General features: G+C 53.4%; 14 protein-coding genes. 13 read left to right on the forward strand and 1 reads right to left on the reverse strand.

The window, feature by feature from the left end:
* Positions 1 to 6 precede the first annotated feature (6 nt).
* Entirely contained in the window at positions 7 to 1,710 is a 1,704-nt protein-coding gene (locus LC431_RS10295) for a chloride channel protein (protein WP_223509763.1), read from the forward strand.
* Positions 1,711 to 1,731: 21 nt separating this feature from the next.
* Here LC431_RS10295 and LC431_RS10300 read toward each other — a convergent pair whose 3' ends face one another.
* Positions 1,732 to 2,751 (reverse strand): transporter, encoded by a 1,020-nt coding sequence (locus LC431_RS10300; RefSeq protein WP_013575750.1) that lies wholly within the window; start codon positions 2,749 to 2,751, stop codon positions 1,732 to 1,734.
* Positions 2,752 to 3,136: 385 nt separating this feature from the next.
* On the opposite strand from LC431_RS10300, the gene LC431_RS10305 reads away from it, so the two are divergent.
* From LC431_RS10305 to dgcA, 12 genes are all read left to right on the forward strand, one after another.
* On the forward strand, positions 3,137 to 6,901 hold the full coding sequence (locus tag LC431_RS10305) for a nitrate reductase subunit alpha (protein ID WP_013575749.1): 3,765 nt from the start codon (positions 3,137 to 3,139) through the stop codon (positions 6,899 to 6,901).
* On the forward strand, positions 6,898 to 8,433 hold the full coding sequence (gene narH / locus LC431_RS10310) for a nitrate reductase subunit beta (RefSeq protein ID WP_037034411.1): 1,536 nt from the start codon (positions 6,898 to 6,900) through the stop codon (positions 8,431 to 8,433). The genes LC431_RS10305 and narH overlap by 4 nt, the downstream gene beginning before the upstream one ends.
* On the forward strand, positions 8,433 to 9,155 hold the full coding sequence (narJ, locus tag LC431_RS10315; RefSeq protein ID WP_013575747.1) for a nitrate reductase molybdenum cofactor assembly chaperone: 723 nt from the start codon (positions 8,433 to 8,435) through the stop codon (positions 9,153 to 9,155). The genes narH and narJ overlap by 1 nt, the downstream gene beginning before the upstream one ends.
* Entirely contained in the window at positions 9,152 to 9,832 is a 681-nt protein-coding gene (narI, locus tag LC431_RS10320) for a respiratory nitrate reductase subunit gamma (protein ID WP_013575746.1), read from the forward strand. Before narJ ends, narI begins: the two co-directional genes overlap by 4 nt.
* A gap of 96 nt (positions 9,833 to 9,928) precedes the next feature.
* The gene (locus LC431_RS10325) at positions 9,929 to 10,168 is read left to right on the forward strand and encodes a hypothetical protein (RefSeq protein WP_013575745.1); all 240 of its coding nucleotides are present in this window, start codon (positions 9,929 to 9,931) and stop codon (positions 10,166 to 10,168) included.
* A gap of 169 nt (positions 10,169 to 10,337) precedes the next feature.
* Positions 10,338 to 11,201, forward strand: coding sequence for a D-amino-acid transaminase (locus LC431_RS10330; protein WP_015690028.1), 864 nt, complete (start codon positions 10,338 to 10,340; stop codon positions 11,199 to 11,201).
* A gap of 265 nt (positions 11,202 to 11,466) precedes the next feature.
* Positions 11,467 to 11,991 (forward strand): hypothetical protein, encoded by a 525-nt coding sequence (locus tag LC431_RS10335; RefSeq protein WP_015690027.1) that lies wholly within the window; start codon positions 11,467 to 11,469, stop codon positions 11,989 to 11,991.
* A gap of 14 nt (positions 11,992 to 12,005) precedes the next feature.
* Positions 12,006 to 12,311, forward strand: coding sequence for a hypothetical protein (locus tag LC431_RS10340; RefSeq protein ID WP_013575742.1), 306 nt, complete (start codon positions 12,006 to 12,008; stop codon positions 12,309 to 12,311).
* 105 nt (positions 12,312 to 12,416) lie between these two features.
* Positions 12,417 to 14,129: an ABC transporter ATP-binding protein gene (locus tag LC431_RS10345; RefSeq protein WP_013575741.1), complete on the forward strand. Its 1,713-nt coding sequence runs from the start codon at positions 12,417 to 12,419 to the stop codon at positions 14,127 to 14,129.
* Positions 14,130 to 14,901: 772 nt separating this feature from the next.
* Entirely contained in the window at positions 14,902 to 15,981 is a 1,080-nt protein-coding gene (locus LC431_RS10350) for a porin (RefSeq protein ID WP_013575739.1), read from the forward strand.
* A 285-nt stretch (positions 15,982 to 16,266) separates the two neighbouring features.
* Positions 16,267 to 17,277: an N-acetyltransferase DgcN gene (dgcN, locus tag LC431_RS10355; protein ID WP_037034403.1), complete on the forward strand. Its 1,011-nt coding sequence runs from the start codon at positions 16,267 to 16,269 to the stop codon at positions 17,275 to 17,277.
* Complete coding sequence (gene dgcA / locus LC431_RS10360) at positions 17,277 to 18,242, forward strand: N-acetyl-D-Glu racemase DgcA (RefSeq protein WP_015690023.1); 966 nt, start codon at positions 17,277 to 17,279, stop codon at positions 18,240 to 18,242. The genes dgcN and dgcA overlap by 1 nt, the downstream gene beginning before the upstream one ends.
* Position 18,243 lies beyond the last annotated feature (1 nt).

The raw sequence follows: 18,243 nt of genomic DNA on the forward strand, positions 1-18,243 counted from the left end.
GATCTTATGAGCCTGAAAGCTTTCAACCCTGACGTCCTGCAAAAGAGTGATCTGATTAACCTGCTGATCGCCATTCCCGCCGGGATTATTGCCGCGCTGGTGACAATCGCTTTTCGCGGGGCGATTTCGGGCATTAACGGCCTGATGTTCACCGATGGCAGCGACATCACCAAAGCTTTCAATGAATATCCCAAAATTGTCTGGCCGCTGATCACCACAGCCGGCGGCGTCATTGCCGGTTTTATCCTGATCCTGGCGCTGCGCTACGAAAACAAGCACGGCAAAATGCCTGATTATCTGGATGTTATCGATCAGCGTCTGCCGGGCATTCCGGTGGTCAGTACCGTGCTGCGCGGGCTGTCGTCGCTAGCCAGTATTGCCAGCGGTGGTTCAATCGGTCGCGAAGGGGCAATGGTGCAGTTATCCGCGCTGAGCGGCAGTCTGCTCGGGCATTTTTCGCGTTTCAAAGGTGTACATCAGTCAGATATTATCGCCATGGCCGCCGCGGGCGGACTGGCGGCGGTGTATCACGCCCCGTTTGCCGGCGCGCTGTTTGTGGCGGAAATCGCCTTTGGTGTGACCGCAGTTCAGCGACTGATCCCGTTGTTTATCTCGGCGTCGGTCGCGGTGCTTACTGTCCGTTCTCTGACCGATTACGCGCCACTGTATCTGTATTCTTCCGCCTCTTTCAGCCCGTCTTTCGGCGCGATTTTCACCGTGCTGATTATCGGCATGGCGACGGGGATTCTCGGGCCGCTATTCATCTCATCAATCGATAAAGTCCGTCAGTGGATGAAACCCATCTCGCATCCCGCGCTGCGCCTGGGGCTCGGCGGGCTGGGCGTCGGGTTGATCGCGATGATGTCGCCGCTGGTGCTGGGTAACGGTTTTGAGGTGATTGATTTAATCCTCAATAACGGCGATTTGCAGACGTCGTTACTGGTGCTGCTGATCCTGAAAATTGTCGCCACAGCGATCACCATCGGGTCCGGTGCGGTCGGCGGGTTGTTTACGCCGTCGTTACTGATTGGTGCGGCAGGCGGGGCGCTGGTGTGTACTTTCCTGCAATGGCTGGGGTTCGATCCCGGTCCGGTCGGTTTATATGCCGCGATCGGCATGAGCGCATTGCTGGCGGCGACCAGTCATGCGCCGCTGATGTCGATCATGATGGCGTTTGAAATGACCCTCAACAGTTCGCTGCTGTTCCCGCTGATGCTGGCGACGGCGATTTCTTATGTCGTGGCCTCACGCCTGAAAGTCGGTGGCACGTATCCGGTGCTGACACGTCATAACGCGCGGTTTGCGGCGAAAAATGCCTTTGAATACAGTACGGTGGCGTCACTGATTTCGCCATGTTCGAAAATGTATGTTGATGCCTCGCTGTCTGAAGTGGTCAGCGAAGGGCTGAAACAGCGCACGCGATATGTGTACGTGGTGGACAGGGAGGAGCGTTTTCTCGGCGTAGTGCCGACCAATGTGGTGGCAGCAGGGCTTATCGATGGCAGCGTGAAATCCGGCAGCCCGATTGGCCCGTTTATCGAGCAGGAATTCACGACGATTTTCCAGCAGGCCAGTTACGAACAGGCGTGGGCGATGTTCAGCAATTCGCCGCTTGAACGTTTACCGGTGCTGGAAAACGCTGAATCCCGCCGTCTGCTGGGGGTGATCACCAAAGCCTCGCTGCTGAATAAAGCCAAAGATTTCCTGTAGTTGTTGTGCGGTTCGCGGCCATCAGCCGTCGTCGCGATGCCTTAATGCATACCAGCCCGCCAGCAGGGTAAACACGCCGACAATCATCACCAGCAAAATAAAACCGTGATGATTGCTGGCAAGCGGAATGCCCCCGACGTTCATGCCAAAGAAACCGGCCACAATATTGATCGGCAGCGCCAGCACGGTGATCACGGTCAGTACATACAGCGTGCGGTTGCTTTGCTCCATCTGGCGTGAAGTGATTTCTTCCTGCAATAACCGGATGCGTTCGGTCAGCGCGATAAGGTCATTGAGCACCACAGAAAATTCCTCGGCAAACTGCCGTAAATCCTGGACCACAGCGGGAGCTATCCAGGTAGGAGGGCGGTTCAGCAGGCGGAAAAGCGCAGTCGGTTCCGGTGCCAGTAAACGCTGAAACCGCAGCAGCATCCGGCGCAGACGCCCCAGATCGGCGCGGTTCTTTTTCACGTGATGGCTCAGGAGTCGCTCTTCGATGGTGTCCACGTACTGATTGGCCCGACGCACAATGTGTTCCAGTAAATCTTCCTGTTCTTCTAAAAGATGCACCAGCAGCGCGGTGGGCGTGCTGATGTTCAGGTGCTCCAGTCGTTTGAATAATTGCTCGATCAGCCTGACCGGTTTATGGCGTGCCGTGACCACCAGTTGCTGATGGCAACTGAGCCACAGCGTCGAAGCTTCATCACTGGTTTCATCCGGGCGAAAAATCACATCGTTGAGCACCGCCAGCAGCGTGTCATCGAGCCGTTCAATGCGCGTGCTGCGCGAGCCTTCGCGGATTTCCTCGAAAAACACCTCACCGACGCCAAAATGCTTTTTCAGCCATTTTTCTGACATGGCATGATTGAGATTGACGTGGATCCAGACGAATCCTTTGTCGTGGCAAATCTGCTGCCAGGCTTCCTGAACCTGTTGTGAAGAAACACGTTCGGCAGGGCGGTTTGGACGAAAAACGAAGCCGTAAATCATTCCGGTGACTTCATCGTTGAAATTGAGTACGGCGGGTTTTTCTGTCGGCATGTCGGATTTCTGGTGACCAAAGCAGGTGGCACCATTACGCCAGACATCGGCGTAAATACAATAACCTCCCGTCTAATTTCACAATACTGTCACATTCAAACAGCCTTACCCCCAATTTTCCGTCAGATGACGTCACTCCCGCCTTTTTGCTTTCTTTCCGAAATTATGACCAATAAATCATAAAGTTAACCCCGTTTAAATTTGTACCTCTTTGGGAGTATCTGGCGTTATGTAAATAAATACATGACGCGAAGGCGTTGATCGCAATCAAGTAGACGGCTCCCGCGCGTGCATACCCTGAGCCCATATTGAGCAATGTAGTTGTATTCCCCGCCATTCACATAATGACAAAGCGCAAATAAGCCTTTGCACAGGAGAGTTCCGGATGAGCAAGTTTCTTGACCGGTTTCGCTATTTCAAACAGCTAGCTGAACCTTTTGCTGACGGCCACGGCCAGACGCTGAATACCAATCGCGACTGGGAAGACGGTTACCGCAGCCGCTGGCAGCATGACAAAGTGGTCCGTTCCACGCATGGTGTGAACTGCACCGGTTCATGTAGCTGGAAGATTTACGTCAAAAATGGTCTGGTGACCTGGGAAACTCAGCAAACTGATTATCCGCGCACCCGTCCGGACTTGCCAAACCACGAGCCGCGCGGCTGTCCGCGTGGTGCCAGTTATTCCTGGTATCTCTACAGTGCTAACCGCCTGAAATATCCGCTGATGCGCAAAAAGCTGATCCAGTTATGGCGCGAGGCCAAACTGAATTACAGCGATCCGGTCGATGCCTGGGGCTCGATTGTGAATCAACCGGAAAAAGCCAAAGAATACAAAGCGGCACGTGGTCGCGGTGGTTTTGTGCGTTCAAGCTGGCAGGAAGTGAATGAGCTGATCGCCGCTTCCAACGTGTATACCGCCAAAACCTTCGGCCCGGACCGTATTATCGGTTTCTCGCCAATTCCGGCGATGTCGATGGTGTCTTACGCTTCCGGCGCGCGTTATCTTTCTTTGATCGGCGGCGTTTGTCTGAGTTTCTACGACTGGTATTGCGATTTGCCACCGGCTTCTCCGCAGACGTGGGGCGAGCAGACGGATGTCCCTGAATCCGCTGACTGGTACAACTCTTCGTATATTATCGCCTGGGGCTCCAACGTTCCGCAGACCCGTACGCCGGATGCCCACTTCTTTACCGAAGTGCGTTACAAAGGCACCAAAACCGTCGCGATTACGCCGGATTACGCTGAAATCGCCAAGATTTGTGACCAGTGGCTGGCACCGAAACAAGGTACCGACAGCGCGCTGGCGCTGGCAATGGGCCATGTGATCCTCAAATCCTTCCACATCGACAATCCAAGTCAGTATTTCACTGACTACGTGCGCCGCTACACCGATATGCCGATGCTGGTGATGCTTGAACCGCGTGAAGACGGTTCTTATGCGGCAGGCCGTATGTTGCGTGCCTCTGATCTGGTGGACAATTTGGGTCAGGAAAATAACCCGCAGTGGAAAACCATCGCCTTCGACGAAAACACCGGCGAACTGGTCTCGCCGTTGGGTTCGATCGGTTACCGCTGGGGTGAAAAAGGCAAGTGGAATCTGGAATCCCGCGAGGGGCAGGACGGTAAAGACGTCAGCCTGAAGCTGAGCCTGCTTGATGATCATGATGACGTCGTGAATGTTGGCTATCCGTATTTTGGCGGCGCGGTCAGTGAGCATTTCAACAGCGTGGCGCTGGATGAAATTCTGATGCACAAATTGCCGGTCAAACGCCTGCAACTGGCAGATGGCAGTACCGGTCTGGTGGCCAGTGTTTACGACCTGACACTGGCGAACTACGGCATTGAACGCGGTCTGAATGACGAAAACTGCGCGCAAGGCTATGACGAAATCAAAGCCTACACACCAGCCTGGGCAGAAAAAATCACGGGTGTTTCTCAGCAGAACATCGAGCGCATCGCGCACGAATTTGCCGATAACGCCAACAAAACCCATGGCCGTTCGATGATTATCGTCGGTGCCGGGATGAACCACTGGTATCACCTCGACATGAACTACCGCGGCCTGATCAACATGCTGATCTTCTGCGGTTGCGTCGGTCAGAGTGGTGGCGGCTGGGCACACTATGTCGGGCAGGAAAAACTGCGTCCGCAAACCGGCTGGCAGCCGCTGGCGTTTGGTCTGGACTGGCAGCGTCCGCCGCGCCAGATGAACAGCACCTCGTTCTTCTACAACCATTCCAGCCAGTGGCGTTACGAAACCGTCGCGCCGCAGGAGTTGTTGTCGCCGCTGGCGGATAAATCCAAATTCACCGGCAGCATGATCGACTACAACGTGCGCGCCGAGCGTATGGGCTGGCTGCCGTCTGCGCCGCAGCTCAACGTTAACCCGCTGCACATTGCACAACAGGCAAAGGCCGCCGGTTTATCGCCAGCAGATTTTACCGTGGCAGCCCTGAAAGACGGCAGCGTGCGTTTCGCGGCTGAACAGCCGGACAATCCGCAAAACTTCCCGCGCAACCTGTTCGTCTGGCGCTCCAACCTGCTGGGCTCTTCCGGTAAAGGCCACGAGTACATGCTGAAGTATCTGCTGGGCACCGAACACGGTATTCAGGGTGATGATTTAGGCATTCAGGGCGGCGTGATGCCGGAAGAAGTCGAATGGCAGGCGCAGGGCGGCGAAGGCAAACTGGATCTGGTGGTGACGCTTGATTTCCGTATGTCCAGCACCTGTCTGTATTCCGACATCGTGCTGCCAACCGCCACCTGGTACGAAAAAGACGACATGAATACCTCGGATATGCATCCGTTTATTCATCCGCTGTCCGCGGCTGTTGATCCGGCCTGGGATTCAAAAAGTGACTGGGAAATCTACAAAGGTATCGCCAAAGAATTCTCCCGCGTATGCGTCGGCCATCTGGGTGTCGAAACCGATATGGTGACGTTGCCTATCCAGCACGATTCCGCCGCTGAACTGGCGCAGCCGTTTGGTGTGGAAGACTGGAAAAAAGGCGAATGTGAGCTGATCCCGGGGCGCACCGCCCCGCATCTGATGGCCGTTGAACGCGATTATCCGAACACTTATGAGCGTTTCACTTCCGTCGGTCCGTTGCTGGAAAAACTCGGTAACGGCGGTAAAGGCATTAGCTGGAATACCGACAGCGAAGTCGATTTGCTGAAAAAACTGAACTACACCAAAGCGGATGGCGCGGCGAAAGGCCAGCCGATGATCAACACCGCGATTGATGCAGCCGAAGTCATCCTGACGCTGGCACCGGAAACCAACGGTCAGGTGGCGGTGAAAGCCTGGGCAGCGCTGAGCCAGAATACCGGCCGCGACCACACGCATCTGGCGCTGAATAAAGAAGACGAGAAAATCCGCTTCCGCGATATTCAGGCGCAGCCGCGCAAAATTATCTCCAGCCCGACGTGGTCTGGTCTGGAAGATGAACACGTTTCTTACAACGCCTGTTACACCAACGTGCACGAGTTGATTCCATGGCGCACGCTGTCCGGCCGTCAGCAGATTTATCAGGATCACGCGTGGATGCGCGCCTTCGGTGAAAGCCTGCTGGTGTACCGTCCGCCAATCGACACCCGCGCGGCGCAACCGTTGCTGAATGCGAAGCCGAATGGTAATCCGGAAATGGCACTGAACTTCCTGACGCCGCACCAGAAATGGGGTATTCACTCCACCTACAGCGACAACCTGCTGATGCTGACCTTAGGTCGCGGCGGTCCGATTGTCTGGCTGAGTGAAGACGATGCGAAACAGTTAGGTATCGAGGACAACGACTGGATCGAAGCGTTTAACGCCAACGGCTCACTGAGCGCCCGTGCGGTGGTCAGCCAGCGTGTACCAGCGGGGATGACCATGATGTATCACGCACAGGAACGCATCGTGAATATTCCGGGATCCGAAATCAGCCAGCAGCGCGGTGGTATTCACAATTCCGTCACCCGCGTTTGCCCGAAACCGACCCATATGATCGGCGGTTATGCGCAACTGGCCTACGGCTTCAACTACTACGGCACGGTCGGTTCTAACCGCGATGAATTTGTGATTGTGCGCAAAATGAACCGCATCGACTGGTTAGACGATGAAGGCAATGACTACGTGCAGGACGCCGTGCAACAGGAGAAAGCCAAATGAAAATTCGTTCACAAGTCGGCATGGTGCTGAATCTCGACAAATGCATTGGCTGCCACACCTGTTCCGTAACCTGTAAAAACGTCTGGACCAGCCGCGAAGGGATGGAATACGCGTGGTTCAATAACGTGGAAACCAAACCGGGTCTGGGTTATCCGCACGACTGGGAAAACCAGGAAAAATGGAAGGGCGGCTGGATCCGCAAAATCAACGGCAAACTGCAGCCGCGCATGGGCAATAAAGCCAACCTGTTGCATAAAATCTTTGCCAACCCGCATATGCCGGAAATCGATGATTATTACGAGCCGTTTGATTTTGATTATCAGCATCTGCATACCGCGAAAGACGGTAAACATCAGCCGGTGGCGCGTCCGCGCTCGCTGCTGACCGGCAAACGCATGAAGAAAATTACCGGCGGCCCGAACTGGGAAGACGATCTGGGCACTGAGTTCAGCAAACGTTCTGCCGATCAGAACTTCGCCAACATGCAGAAAGAGATGTACGGCGAGTTCGAAAATACCTTTATGGCATACCTGCCACGTCTGTGCGAACACTGTCTGAATCCGGCGTGTGTGGCGACCTGTCCGAGCGGGGCGATCTACAAACGTGGCGAAGACGGCATCGTGCTGATCGACCAGGACAAATGCCGCGGATGGCGCATGTGCCTGACCGGTTGCCCGTACAAAAAAATCTATTTCAACTGGAAAAGCGGCAAGTCAGAAAAATGTATTTTCTGTTATCCGCGCATCGAAGCGGGCCAGCCAACGGTGTGTTCCGAAACCTGCGTCGGCCGCATCCGCTATCTCGGCGTGGTGTTGTATGACGCCGACCGTATCGGCGAAGCCGCGTCGGTTGAAAACGAGAAAGACCTGTACGAAAGCCAGATGAGTATCTTCCTCGATCCGAACGACCCTGAAGTGATGGCGCAGGCCGAAAAAGACGGTATTCCGCTGTCGGTAATGGACGCCGCGCGTCAGTCGCCGGTCTACAAAATGGCGATCGAATGGAAGCTGGCGCTGCCGCTGCATCCTGAATACCGCACGCTGCCGATGGTCTGGTACGTGCCGCCGCTGTCTCCGATTCAGTCTGCCGCCGATGCCGGTGCTTTACCGCACAGCGGCGTGCTGCCGGACGTCGAAAGCCTGCGTATTCCGGTGGAATATCTGGCGAACCTGCTGACCGCAGGGGACACCGCACCGGTGCTGCGCGCCCTGAAACGTATGCTGGCGATGCGTCATTTCAAACGTGCTGAAACGGTTGATGGCGTAACGGACACCAGCGCGCTGGAACAGGTCGGATTGTCTGCGGCACAGGCGGAAGAAATGTACCGCTATCTGGCGATTGCCAACTACGAAGATCGTTTCGTGGTGCCATCCAGCCATCGTGAACAGGCGCGTGAAGCCTTCCCGGAAGCCAAAGGTTGTGGTTTCAGCTTCGGCGACGGCTGCCACGGCAGCGACAGCAAATTCAACCTGTTCAACAGTAAACGCATCGATGCCATCGACATCGGCGCGAAAACCGAAAGGAACCGCTGATGAACAGTTTACGACTGACAGGCTTACTGCTTGATTACCCCTCCGAAGAATTGTGGCAACACCAGCCTGAACTGCTGGAAGCGGTGGCAGAGTCTCCGGAGCTGACTCAGGAGCAGCGCCTTGATCTGGCGCTGTATATCACGGCGTTCTGTAAGCAGGATTTGCTGGATGCACAATCGGCGTATACCGGTTTGTTCGATCGTGGTCGCGCCACCTCGCTGCTGTTGTTTGAACATGTGCACGGCGAATCCCGTGACCGTGGTCAGGCGATGGTCGATCTGATGGGGCAATACCGTGAAGCCGGGCTGGAAATCGACAGCCGCGAGCTGCCGGATTACCTGCCACTGTATCTGGAATATCTGACCACGCGTGATGAAAATCAGGCGCGGGAAGGGCTGCGTGATATCGCACCGATTCTGGCGTTACTCAGCGCCCGCATGCAGGAGCGGGACAGTCATTACGCTGAATTGTTTGATCTGCTGCTGGCGCTGTCTGGCAGTGATATCGCGACCGAAACGGTGCGCGAAGGCATCAGACAGGAAGCCCGTGATGACACACCCGCCGCGCTGGATGCGGTATGGGAAGAGGAGCAAATCAAGTTCCTCGGCGAGCAAAGTTGTGCGTCGGGCGATGAGACTGCGCACCAGAAACGCTTCGCTGGTGCGGTCGCACCACAGTATCTGAACCTTGATGAAATGCCTGCGGGGGAACCACGCAAATGACCGACTTCCTCAACAACTTCTTTTTCAATATCTATCCCTACCTGTGCGGCACGGTATTTCTGGTCGGCAGCTGGTTGCGTTACGACTATGGCCAGTACAGCTGGCGCGCCGGTTCCAGCCAGTTGCTGGAGAAAAAAACGCTGCGTATTGCCTCGCCTTTGTTCCACGTCGGTATTCTCGGCATTTTCGCAGGACATGCCTTCGGTATGCTGACGCCGCACTGGATGTATGAATCCTTTCTGCCGGTGCCGGTGAAACAGCAGATGGCAATGTGGGCGGGGGGTGCCTGTGGCCTGATGACCCTGATCGGCGGCGGCATGCTGGTGTGGCGTCGTCTGAGCAACGAGCGCGTGCGGGCGACCTCCAGTTTTGGTGACATCATGATCATCATTCTGCTGGTGGTTCAATGTGCCCTCGGGCTGAGTACCATTCCGTTCTCCGCGCAGCATATGGACGGCAGTGAAATGATGAAACTGGTTGGCTGGGCGCAGTCCGTGGTGACCTTCCGTGGCGGTGCGGCAGCGCATCTGGATGGCGTGGCGTTTATCTTCCGCGTGCATCTGGTGCTGGGGATGACGCTATTCCTGTTGTTCCCGTTCTGCCGCCTGGTGCATATCTGGAGCGCGCCGGTGGAATATCTCACCCGCCGTTATCAGCTGGTGCGTAATCGTCGCTGATTGACCTGCATGATTGTGATCTGGCAATTTTGACATAAAAACGAAGGGCGCTATTATGCGCCCTTATCTTTATTTTATTGCTCAAGGACGCATCTGATGGCCACCCCAAGACAACCTATGACCGTAGCCCGCCGTTTACTTCGCAACAGCCTGATCTTACTGGTTATCGGCATTGTTGCCACTATCCACGGTTTAGTGGTCGGCAGCCCTGAAACTCCGCCAGGAGAAATGGCACCGCAACTGATGCTCGGCATCTGGTTTATCTTTATCGGCTGCGTGATGGCGCTGATCAGCTGGTTAGTTATCCGTAACAAAAAGAAAAAAGGCGAACTCTGATCTTTCGCTCCATACCGCATCAGCGCTCATCAGGGCGCTTTTTTTTATGTCTGGTGTGCCGGAAACCTGCGTTGCATCAACATCTGCTGCTCAGTTTTCACGCAATTTATGCTTTCAGTCGTCTTACAGCTAATAAAAATCCTAATCAACGTTGGCCAGGAAAAATAACATGACCAGAACGGTATACCTTAACGGGGAGTTTGTTGCCGAGCATGACGCGAAGGTGTCGGTATTTGATCGCGGTTTCTTATTTGCTGATGCCGTCTATGAAGTCAGCGCCGTACTGAATGGCCGTCTGCTCGACAACGCGGCACATCTGGCGCGGCTTGCACGTTCCTGTCAGGCGCTGAATCTGCGTCTGCCTTGCGCGCTCAGCGATATTGAGACCCTGCAAAAGCGTCTGATTGCTGAAAACCATCTGGTGGAAGGGGCGGTATATCTGCAAATCAGCCGCGGCAACAGCGGTGACCGTGATTTTGATTTCCCCGGCGAAAGCGTAACGCCAACTTTTCTGATGTTTACCCAGGCGCGGCCGTTGATAGATCACCCCAAATCGAAAAGCGGTATTCGCATGGTCTCCGTTGAGGATATCCGCTGGCAGCGTCGTGACATCAAAACCGTGGGTCTGCTGGCTCCGTGTCTGGCGAAAGAGTATGCCCATCAGCATAATGCCGATGACGCCTTACTGATCGAAAACGGCCTGATCACCGAAGCCAGTTCCAGCAATGCCTGGATCGTAGATGCTGATGGCACGCTGATCACCCGCCCGCTGAGCACGCACATTCTGCATGGCATCACCCGTCAGGCGCTGCTGGAACTGGCGAAGCAGTACGGTATCCGTTTCGAGGAACGTCCGTTCACGCTCGATGAAGCACATAACGCCCGCGAGATCTTTATCAGCTCGGCAACGACCTTTATCTGGCCGGTGATCGCGCTGGACGGTAAGCCGGTCGGGGACGGAAAACCAGGTGCCATCGCCGCAAAATTGCGGGCGATTTATGTGCAAATGGCGGTGGAAGCGACGAGCCGGTAATTAACGTCAACGGAAGACGGCTCCTCCCCCTGCGAAGGAGGAGGATGGGAGGGAGTATGACGGTTGTCGCTGTGTACAGACGCGAACGTTTTTAACCTGGAAATAATCCCTCATCGCTTATTTATTTTAATGATAAAAATGACGCCATCATTTATTGAAAATGATTTACCGGTTGATTGCGCCGTTTCTCTCTTGTGACTAATTTTTTGAAGGCAGGGGCAATGGAATAATGCCCACCTTCGGAATTCATCACAGGAGAGGCATTTTGAAATCAATCATTAAATTCAGCGTCGCGATGTTTATTGTCGTGATGACAATGACCGCGTGTTCCACACATCAGTACGACCTGACGTTAGATAATCAAATTACCGAATTCGAAATTAAAGCTGACCGGCAATTTGTGACCTGGACTGCGCAGGCAATGGCTGACAATACGCAACCCGCCGTGCCGGTGGTTGCCTGCCAGGCTGCGCCCGTGGCGGCAGGACAAACACTTTCACTGATTTCTCCCCTTTCTGAACCCGACAGTCAGTTCTTCAATTCCGCGGAAACCGATCTGGCGTTGATTGAATCCCGCACCAAAGCCTTAAATAACAATCCTGCGATTGATCAGCAGATATTCGGCCTGAGAAATATCTTCTATCAGATCAAATATAAAAAGCAGCATTGTTCGCAACAGGATTCTCCGGCGTATATCGCTATTCAGCGTAAACAGGTTTCCGTGATTATGCAGTCAATGCTGACGTATGAGCGGGTATTAAAAAATGGCTCAGGCACATCGCAAAAATAATAAAGGTGAACAGGATGAGTGATATTTTTGATTTAAGAGACCGCGCAATCAATGCGGCAAAAGCTTCACTGGGCGCAAACTGGAATACGGTGGCAAGCAGTGCCGTCCCGCAGATTGAAGCCTTACTTCAGCTGACATGGGAGATTGAAAAGGGCAAAGGCAGTTTCCGTTCGGGGGAGTATGAATCTTTGCTGGCGACTCAAAAATCCACTTTCGTGGCAGTGCTGACCACCTATGAAGCGATCAGCGCAGAGATAGCCTGGCAGGCGCTGAATGCGGTCTTTGACGTGATTTTGAGCGGCGTGCGCAACGTCCTGTAAAAACGATCTTGCGGCGGGCGAGTCTAAAATTATCTTTATCGATAACTATTTTCATTTAGACTGACGGACTTGCCCGCCTCCGGGTCGTTTCTATGAGGATGTCTGATGCTCCGCCGTTTCTTCTCTTATTACGCGCCCTATAAAAAACTGTTCTTCCTCGACTTCGGGTGCGCGATCCTCGCCGGATTGCTGGAACTGGGCTTTCCGATGGCGATCAAAACCTTCATCGATAAGTTGCTGCCCGCACACGACTGGGTGCTGATTATCGGCGCGACGGTCGGTCTGTTGCTGATTTATCTGTTCAATACTGCGCTGATGGCGATCGTTAACTACTGGGGACACGCGCTGGGCGTCGGGATTGAAACCGACATGCGTCGCGAAGCGTTCAGCCATCTGCAGAAACTGTCATTCCGTTATTACGACAATACCAAAACCGGTCACATCATTACCCATGTCACCAAGGATCTGGAGGAAGTGGGCGAAGTGGCACACCACGGGCCGGAGGATGTATTTATCGCGGTGATGACCTTTATCGGCGCGTTCATTCTGATGGCGACGGTGCATGTCCAGCTGGCGCTGATGACCATCATTATTGTGCCTGCGATGACCTGGATGGTCAGCCGTTACGGTGCGCAGATGACTGAAACCTGGCGGCGCCTGTTCGGCCAGGTGGGTAATTTCAACGCACGTATAGAAGAAAGCATCGGCGGCATTCGTGTGGTGAAAGCCTTCGCTAACGAAGCGCATGAGCAAAAACTGTTTGCTTCTGACAACGATAATTACCGCACGACGAAACTGAAAGCCTATCAGATCATGACTGCCAGCCTGACGCTGAGCTATCTGAGTACGCGTCTGGTTCAGTTGATCGTGATGGTCGCCGGAACCTGGTACGTGATTAATGGTCAGCTGACTTACGGCGGATTCGTGGGGTTCCTGCTGCTGGTGGAAGTGTTTTTCCGTCCGGTGGCAAAAATCAGTTCGGTACTGGAAAGCTATCCGAAAGGGATTGCTGGTTTCAAACGCTTCACGCAGCTTATTGATACCGCGCCGGATATCACGGACCGGCCGGGCGCTCAGGTGGTCAGCCATCTGCGCGGCGATATTCATTATGACAACGTGGTGTTCGGCTATACGTCAGTCAGCAAGATTCTCAATGGCATCACGCTTTCTATTAATGCCGGAGAAACACTGGCATTCGTCGGGCCTTCCGGTGCGGGAAAAACCACCTTGTGTTCGCTGCTGCCCCGTTTTTATGAGCTGGACAGCGGCAGTATCACCATCGATGGTATTGATATCCGCGACATGACGCAGACCTCGTTGCGTCATAACATCGGCATCGTGCAGCAGGATGTGTTCCTGTTTGGCGGGACGATCCGCGAGAACATTGCGTACGGTAAGCTCGGTGCCAGCGAAGCAGAAATCCGCCTGGCTGCCAGCCGCGCACGCCTTGATGACGTCATTGACGCACTGCCGCTGGGCATGGACACGGTGATTGGCGAGCGGGGCGTGAAGCTTTCCGGCGGGCAGAAGCAACGCCTGTCGATTGCGCGGATTTTCCTGAAAAACCCGCCAATCCTGATCCTCGACGAAGCCACGTCTGCACTGGATACTGCCACCGAGCAGGCTATCCAGCAGTCGCTGGCGGAGCTTTCTGAGGGACGGACCACGCTGGTGATTGCCCATCGTCTGGCGACGATTCAGAACGCTGACCGTATTATCGTGGTCGATAAAGAAGGCATTGTTGAGCAGGGTACGCATGAATCACTGCTGGCTCATCAGGGGCGTTATGCACAACTCCACGCCGCACAGTTCCGTTAATTTTTGTACCCTCTCCTGCAAAGGAGAGGGTTGGAACGGCGAAATAATCGCCACTCAAAAGTAAAGTCTCCCTAAAAATTTCCCTATCCTTCTCAAGTCTGCCCTCTCTTTTAATATTTTCTTTTTAGTAAAAGCCCGTTTTGAATAAAAATGATGCGATTCGGGCAGGTAAAAATATTCACTTTCGTTCAATTCAATCACGCAGGTCATTATTATTTCCTTTAATTTGACTTTATTTTGCTCAATATCTTTAGCGAAAATCCTAATTCGAAAAAAATTGCGTAGTACAAAAATCTTATGGCTGCTTTTTCTATTAATGTGATAATGAACTTACCCTTGTGATAATTACCCTGCTATGCACCATTTAAATGCAACGCGTCTAAATTCCTCCTTAATTCATTAACGATTGTTAACAGATAAAAACCTTTTGATAAAGGTGATCTCGGTTGCAATAACTTTACAATGCGAGACCTGTTTTGCACCAAAAAAATGCACCGCACCGTTATGGTGCAAAACGTTATGCTAAAAGCGCATATAATCAGGGGGTTAGCGGCTTATAACAGAAATATTATGTTACAACTCTTTACGCAAAAAAGACTTAATGAGGCGAACTTTTCCATTTTAACTTTTCGTGCTCAGTGTTAAGGTTCGAATCGTTTTACAGACAGACGTATTTCAAAACATGTACAAATACTCACAGCCCGATATTCCAGATATATAAAAGAAAGCGGGCATGAGAACTCCTTTATAAAAAATCAAGGAAACTTAAATAATGATGAAGCGCAGTGTGTTGGCCTTAGCGGTCTCTTTAATTGCAGTGGGATCTACCGCAAACGCGAGTGAAATCTATAATAAAGACGGTAACAAACTGGACCTGTATGGTCGTGTAACCGCTAAGCATTATTTCTCCGATGATAAAAGTTCTGACGGCGACATGACTTATGCGCGTCTGGGCTTTAAAGGCGAAACTCAAATTAACGACACACTGACCGGTTATGGCCAGTGGGAATATAACATTCAGGCTAACCACGCAGAATCTCAGGGCGACCTGGGCAATAAAACCCGTCTGGGCTTTGCGGGTCTGAAAGTGAAAGATTTCGGTTCTATCGATTTCGGTCGTAACTACGGTGTGGTTTACGACGCACTGGGCTTCACCGATATGCTGCCTGAGTTTGGTGGTGATACTGCTAACAATGACAACTTCATGGTGGGTCGTTCAAGTGGTCTGGCAACTTACCGTAACCAGGACTTCTTCGGTCTGGTTACCGGCCTGAACATCGCCCTGCAATACCAGGGTAAAAACGAAAACGACGGTCGTTCAGCGTCTAAAGGCAACGGCGACGGTTACGGCGCATCCATCGATTATGAAGATATCGCAGGTTCCGGCATCGGTGCAGTTATTGCGGGTTCTTCTTCTGACCGTACTAACGCACAAACCAACGCCACAATCGGTGCTGGCGACAAAGCTTCTGCATGGGCAACTGGCCTGAAATATGACGCTCACCAGATTTATCTGGCAGCGATGTACAACGAAACCCGTAACCAGGCGCCAGTCACCGTGGGCTCCACGAGCGGCTACGCTAACAAAACTCAGGGTTATGAGTTAGTTGCGCAGTATCAGTTCGAAAACGGTCTGCGTCCTTCAATCGGTTACGTGCAGTCTAAAGCGAAAGATGTTGAAGGTGTGGGTGATGCGGACCTGGTTAAATACTTCGAAATCGGTGCGACTTACTACTTCAACAAAAACATGTACACCTATGTTGACTACATGATCAACCAGATCGATGACAACAACAAACTGGGCGTAAGCTCTGACGACATCGTTGCTGTAGCACTGACTTACCGCTTCTAAGTTAGTGAACTAAATTATTACCCCATTCTGTGTCTGAAAAAGGTAATCGCAAAGGCAGAGTTCATTGGCTCTGCCTTTTTTTATACCTGTGATTTCGTGTAATGCCTCCCAGGCCGCCCCCGTTTCTCTTCTCAAATAACCACAATAAATTCATATATCTAACTCTATAGCCTAAGGTTATACCCCAGACCCAAACAAGTATTCGTCAGCCGCTTTCTCGCGTGGAATATTCTCTGCAGTCTGATTAAAACCCCATTCAAAAAAATAGACCCCGGAGAAACTGACATGCAGCAAATTCCAAAGCCGTATCTTTTATTTCTTGGTGATGTGATGGATCCGCTGGCGGCGAAAACAGCGCGCGGTATTCACGTCTGGCGTCCTGAAGCTTGCGTCGGACAAATTCGTCTGGCAACGGATTCTGTGTCCTTAGGGTTGCCGGATCTGGATATCGCCACGGCGAAAGCGCAGGGCGCGAAAACCATGGTGCTGGGCACCGCAAATTCAGGCGGTAAATTACCGGCACACTGGATTGATTCGATCAAAGCGGCCATCAGTGCCGGTCTGAATGTGGCGAACGGTCTGCATCAGGGGCTGAACGACATCCCTGAGCTGGTTGCGCTGGCCGCTGAAAATAATGTGCAACTGTTCGATGTGCGCCACATGCAACCGGCGCTGGATACCGGCACCGGCATGAAACGTAGCGGCAAACGCATTCTGACTGTCGGCACAGATTGCTCGGTCGGCAAAATGTACACCTCGCTGGCGCTTGAAGCGGCCATGCGTGAGCTGGATTTGAACGCTGATTTCCGCGCTACCGGTCAGACCGGCGTACTGGTGGCCGGTGCCGGTATTGCCATTGATGCGGTGATTGCCGACTTCATTTCTGGTGCTGTCGAAGCGCTTTCCCCGGCGAACGATGACGATCACTGGGACATCATTGAAGGTCAGGGCTCGCTGTATCATCCGTCTTTTGCCGGTGTCAGCATGGGATTGATTCATGGCGCGCAGGCACATTTATTAGTGATGTGTCACGAGCTTGGTCGTCCGCACATGCGCCATCTGCCACATCAGTTTATGCCCACGCTGCGCCAGTGTCTCGATACCAATCTGGCGGCAGCCAGCCTGACCAGTCCTGGCGTAAGACTCGCCGGTTTCTCGCTTAACACCTCCTCCGTCAGTGAAGAAGAAGCCAAAATCGCGCTGGCGGAAATCAGCGAAGAATTCGGCGTCCCGGCCACCGATCCGGTGCGTTTCGGTATCAAAAATATCGCGCAATGGATCAAGGAAAACGCCTGATGATCCAGATGACTTTCCAGTCCGTCGAACTGCCGCTGGCAAAACCATTTGCGATTTCCCGTGGTATCCGCACCGCCGTCACGGTGGTACGTGTTTACCTGACGGACGGTGAATTTACCGCCGTCGGGGAGTGCACACCGACGGCACATTATCAGGAATCCCCGCACAGCGTTGGCGAGCAACTGGAACTTATCCGTCCGCAGGTGGAACAGGGACTGAGCCGCGAGGCGCTGCAACAGGCGTTGCCGGTTGGCTCAGCGCGCAATGCCCTCGATTGTGCAATGTGGCGTCTCGATGCGGCAAAACAGGGCAAAGACCTGTGGCAACTGCTTGATATGCCTAAGCCTGTTTCGGTGATTACCGCCGAAACCCTGAGTCTGGATTCGCTGGAAAATATGGCCAATGCCGCCGCCGTGGCAGTTGCCGGTGGCGCGAAGTTGCTGAAAATCAAACTCGACCGCGAGCAGATTATCGAGAAAGTGGCCGCCATCCGCGCCACGGCACCGCAGGCTACGCTGGTGGTGGACGCTAACGAATCCTGGCTGGGTTTGGATCTCGACAGCCTGTTTCAGGCGCTGCATGAATTCAACGTGGCGATGATCGAACAACCCCTTCCTGCCGGTAATGACAAAGATCTGGTGCGTTGTTTGCATCCTGTTCCTGTCTGCGCCGACGAAAGCTGTCATGAGCGTGCGGATATTGCAGGGCTGCGCGACCGTTACGAGATGATCAATATCAAGCTCGACAAATGTGGTGGCCTGACAGAAGCGCTGGCCATGACCGATGTGGCTCGGCAGTTCAATCTGCGCATTATGGTCGGTTGCATGCTGGGCTCATCCATTGCGATGGAGGCGGCGCTGCCGGTAGCGGTGCAGGCGGAACGTGTCGATCTTGATGGCCCGATCTGGCTGGCGCAGGACGCTGAACCGGCATTGCGCTATGAAAACGGTGAAGTCTGGCTTTAAC

It is taken from the genome of Rahnella sp. GSA61A (genome assembly GCF_019969905.1).
Lineage (GTDB): Bacteria > Pseudomonadota > Gammaproteobacteria > Enterobacterales > Enterobacteriaceae > Rahnella > Rahnella aceris.